The organism is Cryobacterium tagatosivorans (genome assembly GCF_004402215.1).
In the GTDB taxonomy this organism is placed as follows: domain Bacteria; phylum Actinomycetota; class Actinomycetes; order Actinomycetales; family Microbacteriaceae; genus Cryobacterium; species Cryobacterium tagatosivorans.
In genome coordinates, this window is record NZ_SOEZ01000074.1 from 1 (window position 1) to 4,633 (window position 4,633).

The 4,633-nt window shown below is 63.5% G+C and carries 6 protein-coding genes and 2 pseudogenes; 5 read left to right on the plus strand and 3 right to left on the minus strand.

Translation table 11 applies throughout. The features are described from left to right. Positions 1-93 precede the first annotated feature (93 nt). A complete protein-coding gene (locus E3O23_RS15180) occupies positions 94-546 on the minus strand; it encodes a hypothetical protein (RefSeq protein ID WP_134492446.1) in 453 nt (150 codons plus the stop codon). 220 nt (positions 547-766) lie between these two features. Here E3O23_RS15180 and E3O23_RS15185 point away from each other — a divergent pair, with 220 nt between their 5' ends. The 3 genes from E3O23_RS15185 to E3O23_RS15195 all read left to right on the plus strand — a co-directional run bounded on the left by E3O23_RS15185 (position 767) and on the right by E3O23_RS15195 (position 2,284). After that, positions 767-1,279, plus strand: a complete 513-nt coding sequence (locus E3O23_RS15185; protein WP_134492448.1) for an alpha/beta fold hydrolase — start codon at positions 767-769, stop codon at positions 1,277-1,279. Positions 1,280-1,748: 469 nt separating this feature from the next. Continuing rightward, positions 1,749-2,024 carry a type II toxin-antitoxin system Phd/YefM family antitoxin gene (locus E3O23_RS15190; protein WP_134492450.1) on the plus strand — a complete coding sequence of 92 codons (276 nt, stop codon included), beginning with the start codon at positions 1,749-1,751 and terminating at the stop codon, positions 2,022-2,024. Continuing rightward, positions 2,021-2,284, plus strand: a complete 264-nt coding sequence (locus E3O23_RS15195) for a type II toxin-antitoxin system RelE family toxin (RefSeq protein ID WP_134492452.1) — start codon at positions 2,021-2,023, stop codon at positions 2,282-2,284. The genes E3O23_RS15190 and E3O23_RS15195 overlap by 4 nt, the downstream gene beginning before the upstream one ends. An 80-nt stretch (positions 2,285-2,364) precedes the next feature. On the opposite strand, the gene E3O23_RS15200 is transcribed toward E3O23_RS15195, so the two are convergent. Next, positions 2,365-2,544 carry a hypothetical protein gene (locus E3O23_RS15200; RefSeq protein ID WP_134492454.1) on the minus strand — a complete coding sequence of 60 codons (180 nt, stop codon included), beginning with the start codon at positions 2,542-2,544 and terminating at the stop codon, positions 2,365-2,367. 335 nt (positions 2,545-2,879) lie between these two features. On the opposite strand from E3O23_RS15200, the gene E3O23_RS15205 reads away from it, so the two are divergent. Further along, on the plus strand, positions 2,880-3,572 hold the full coding sequence (locus tag E3O23_RS15205; protein WP_166790535.1) for a Mu transposase domain-containing protein: 693 nt from the start codon (positions 2,880-2,882) through the stop codon (positions 3,570-3,572). Continuing rightward, positions 3,569-4,332, plus strand: a pseudogene (gene istB / locus E3O23_RS15210) (IS21-like element helper ATPase IstB). The gene E3O23_RS15205 and the pseudogene istB overlap by 4 nt, the downstream one beginning before the upstream one ends. Before the next feature lie 66 nt (positions 4,333-4,398). Here istB and E3O23_RS18620 read toward each other — a convergent pair. Further along, positions 4,399-4,536, minus strand: a pseudogene (locus E3O23_RS18620) (IS30 family transposase); the annotation flags it as partial. Between the last annotated feature and the right edge of the window lie 97 nt (positions 4,537-4,633).

Genomic DNA, 4,633 nt, shown 5'->3' on the forward strand with positions numbered 1-4,633 from the left:
TCAATCCGAGTCCACTGGTCATCGGTCAGCAGAGCAGTACGCGACATTCCTCCAGCCTCCCAAACGAATCACGATTCGATTAGGAGACACGCCCTAGCCGTCGTCGCGTTTCCTTAGGCCTTTGCGTATTCCGACCACCACTGCTCCGGTCGCCACAAGCAGCGCGAAAGCGAGGGTGGCCGCGAACGGCTGCAAGTCGCTCGGAGAGGCCAGTGCAAACCAGATCGCCGCGATGGTAATGGCAAGGGGTGGCCCGATGTATGCGATCGAAATGATGGTGCGACGCCGGCTCGCGTCGGCAGGATCGATGACGGGCTTGACGTAGCCGGGTTCGGCGCGGCGGGCGATCTCCCTGGCGGCCAGCTCCAGTTGCCAACGACGCAGCCACTCGATGGCGACGCGCAGCCCAATGCCCAGAGTCGATATCCCGACGCCAATCCAGCCGATCGGCTGCCCCTGCGTGAGGGCAATGACTCCCGCTACGCCAATGCATAGGTATACCGCAACGACTGCAGCTGTACTAGCGAGTTTTACGGTGCGGGGCATTTCGCAATGCTTGCAGTCGACTGCGTATCGCACAATCGCGACTTGCTGAGCGATCAGGTTGATGACACGCGGCTGATTCTCCTGGTCTTCACTTGAGCGAGACGGGGGGAGTGGTTCGGTGCCTCTCCTCCTAGATGCCGCGAAGGAACCCTGGCTGGGTCCGCTGCGGCCTGGATTTCTGTTCAGCACGCTGCCACCGGGGCCCCTCACCAGGGACTCGATGGCGCGCATCCTGCACCGCGTGATGACGGTGGAGCTCGGCTACGAACGCTATGGTGCGTTCGGCGGCGACATCGGCGGCACGGTCGCGGCCTGGCTTGGTGCCCTCTTTCCGGACGAGGTGGCCGGCATCCACATGATCCATCCCCCGTTTCCGGCCGACTTCGACGCGCGACCGCTGACTCCGGCAGAGGAAGCCTTCCTCGCGTCGGAGGAGAAGTACGACGAGAGCGACGGCGGATACAGTGCCATCATGATCACGCGGCCGGACACGATCGCGGCGGCGCTGAACGACTCGCCCATCGGGTTGGCGGCCTGGATCGTCGACAAGTTGCGGGACTGGAGCGACTGTGGCGGTGATCTGGCCACGCGTTTCGACTTCGACACCATTCTTTCCATGGTGATCCCTGTACTGGGCGACGGGCCTCGATCGGGTCGTCAATGCGCCAGTACTACGACTTCGGCCACAATCCGCCCAGGCCGAAGATCACCGTACCGGCGGCGTTCACGTTGAGCCATGAAGCAGGGATGATCGGCTTTCCGCGCACAATCGCCGAGCGGGCCTGTACGAACATCGTGAGTTGGAGCGCACCGGGGAAGGGCGGGCACTTCATGGCGCATGAAGAGCCGGAACTCCTGGCCGCGGAGTTCTTCTCCTTCGCTTACGAACTGACGCCTTCGACAACCAGGAACGTTTAGCCGACGTCGACGTCGCGGACGAGCAGAGGGGCCAATCCGGCTCGATTGCCGACTAACCATGAAGCAGAGGGAACTCGTGCGGGCTGCCTCAATAACTGGATCGACAAACCGCGCGATGACCCGAAGTGGTGCCCGCAAGCCGGACGTCTACAGACGCAGATGCGGCGCCAATTCGCCGAAGTTTCGAGCCTCGGGGGAGTGGCGTTTGGGAACCCTTTGCGGGACACCAGTTGTACGTTTGAAGACCTCTTGTACATCCAATACATGAAATGTACGATTGAGGCATGTCGACCACAGTCCCTGTCAGCGTCTCTGATGCACGCGACCAGCTCGCATCGATCATCGACCGCGCTCGCACCGAGCACGAGCCGGTCTTCTTGTCTCGCCGCGGGCGGCGGGTCGCGGCTGTCATCGACGTCGACGATTTGGAGCGTCTCATCAAATTGGCCGAAGACATGGCCGATATTCGTGCCGCCGAGGAATCACGTGAAGAGATGCGTCGCACGAAAAGCGAACCGACTCCTTGGGAACAGGTGAAGGCAGACCTCGGCCTCGTATGACCTACTCGGTGAAGATCGCACCAGCCGCTGAACGGCAACTGCACAAGTTCGATCCGCAGGTCCGACGTCGAGTTCAAGCAGCGATCGACCTCTTGGCACGCGATCCGCGGCCACCCAAGGCGATCCAACTCGTCGGGGGCTCTGGCGAATGGCGGGTCCGAACGGGTGACTACCGCATCATTTACGAGATTCACGACGACCAGTTAATCGTGCTCATCCTCCGACTCGGACATCGTCGCGAGATATACGAATCCCGATAAGTGGACGTCGAACGCGACGCAAATGCACATGCCCGGTTGACTCAGAGTCATTCTTCCAATGTTCCGAGCTTGGCCACGGTCTACTTTGAGTCGAAGTCGGCCGAGACGAAGTAAGTCTCATCGATCAAGCCGTCAGTCGATTTCACATTCGCCCAAGCCTCCGTGCCCATCTGATCGCTCAACGTGAATTTCAGGCTCCCGGCGGGCTCATTCGAATACTTCGATTTCAGCGCCTGCACGTCCAAATCGTCGACCACCATGCGATGCCGGCCGCGACCCGGCCGAGCGGGTGGGCTGGTCGGGGTCGCCCTCGCCGTTCCGGGCCAAGGTCGCCGAGCTCCGACCGGACTACGTCGTGCCGGACCCCGCGGACAGGCTCGGCACCCGCCCGGGTTCCAGGTCCAGTGCGACCTGTGGTTCCCGCACGAGGACCTGCCGCTCGGCCATGACCAGGCTGCGCCGCCGCCGGTGTTGGTGATGACGTCGGCGTTTTCCGGGTTCATTCAGGGGCGCATGTTGCCGACCCGGACGACGCCGGATCTGCTCGGCGGGATGTGGTCGTTGGTGCAGAGAAGCTGGGGCTGTTCCCTCCCGGTTGACCTGGGACAACGAGTCGGGCATCGGGCGCGGGAAACTGACCGAGCCCGTCTCCGCGTTCGCTGGCACCCTGGGCACCCAGATCAAGCTGTTGAAGGCACGGGACCCTGAGTCCAAGGGCATGGTCGAGCGGATGAACCAGTTCTTCCGCAGCCGCTTCATGTCAGGCCGGGCGTTCACGTCGCCCGACGACTTCAACGAGCAGCTCGCCTCGTGGCTGCCGGTCGCGAACAACCGCCTCTCCCGGTCCCGCAGAGGCCGGCCCAACGACCTGATCAGCATCGATCGAGCCGCGATGCGGGGCTTGCCGCCGATGGCGCCGGAGGTCGTGTTCCGTAACAGCGTCCGGTTGCCGCGGGACTACTACGTTCGCGCGTTCAGCAACGACTACTCCGTCGATCCGACCATGATCGGCCGGGTCGTGGACGTCAGCGCGAGCCTGGACACCGTCTCGGTTCACCACGACGGCGTCCTCATCGCCGAACATCGCCGCAAGTGGGCGCGTCAACTCACCGTGACCGACCCCGCGCACGTTGCCCGCGCGGCCGAGTTGCGCGCCCAGTTCCAAGCCCAGCGCGCCCGCCGGCCCGCCGTCACGGCGGTCGTCGAGACGGCGTCGCTGGCCCGTTACGACGAGCTGTTCCGTGTTGATATTGAGACCGCCCCGACCGAGTTGGCGGTCGCGTCGTGATTGGTCCGGAAGCGGCATCGCAGATCGAGTACTACGCCCGCGCGCTGCGGGCTCCCCGGATCAGCGAAGCGTTCCGCCGGCTGGGCGAACAGGCCCGCGACGCGGGCTGGTCTCACGAGGAGTACTTGGCCGCGGTGCTCTCTAAGGAAGTCTCCGAACGCGAAGCCTCCGGCGCCGGGCTGCGGATCAAGGCCGCCCGCTTCCCCGGCCATAAAACGCTCGAGGACTTCAACTTCGACCACCAGCCCTTAGCGGATCGGAACCTGATCGTGCACCTGGGCACGAGCGTGTTCCTCACCGAAGCGAAGAACGTGGTCCTGCTCGGCCCGCCCGGGACCGGGAAAACGCACCTCGCCGTTGGCATTGGGATCAAGGCCGCCAAAGCGGGCCACCGGGTCCTCTTCGACACCGCGACCGGCTGGGTGAGTCGTCTGCAAGAGGCCCACTCACGGGGCAAGCTCGCCGCCGAACTGATCCGGCTGCGCCGCTACAGTCTGCTGATCGTCGACGAGGTCGGCTACATCCCCTTTGACCAGGACGCCGCGAACTTGTTCTTCCAACTCGTGTCATCCCGCTACGAACACGCGTCACTGATCATGACGAGCAACCTGCTGTTCGCCCGCTGGGGCGACGTGTTCGGCGACCTCACATCGCTTCCGCCATGATCGACCGCATCGTTCACCATGCCGACGTGATCAGCCTCAAGGGCAACAGTTACCGGCTCAAGCAACACCAACCCGCCGCGACTACGGCACACTAGAACCACACGAAAGTGGCCCTGTTTTCAGTTGGGGCGAATTCCAGCGGTCGTCGCAACACTGGTTGGTCAGCTGGATCGTAGTACGTCGACCAGGAGCTGGGCTGGTGTTGTCCAACCGAGTCGTTTCCGGGGCCTGTTGTTGATCTTGGTGGCGACGGCGGCGAGGTCGTCGGCGCTGTGGATGGCGAGGGCGGTGTGCTTGGGGCGCCTCTCTGGTCAAGTGGCGTCGTGGGTAGGCTTTGTTGTGGTGGGTCCGGTCAGTGACTTTTCCAAAGAGCCGGTGCTGGGATGCGAGCCGGTC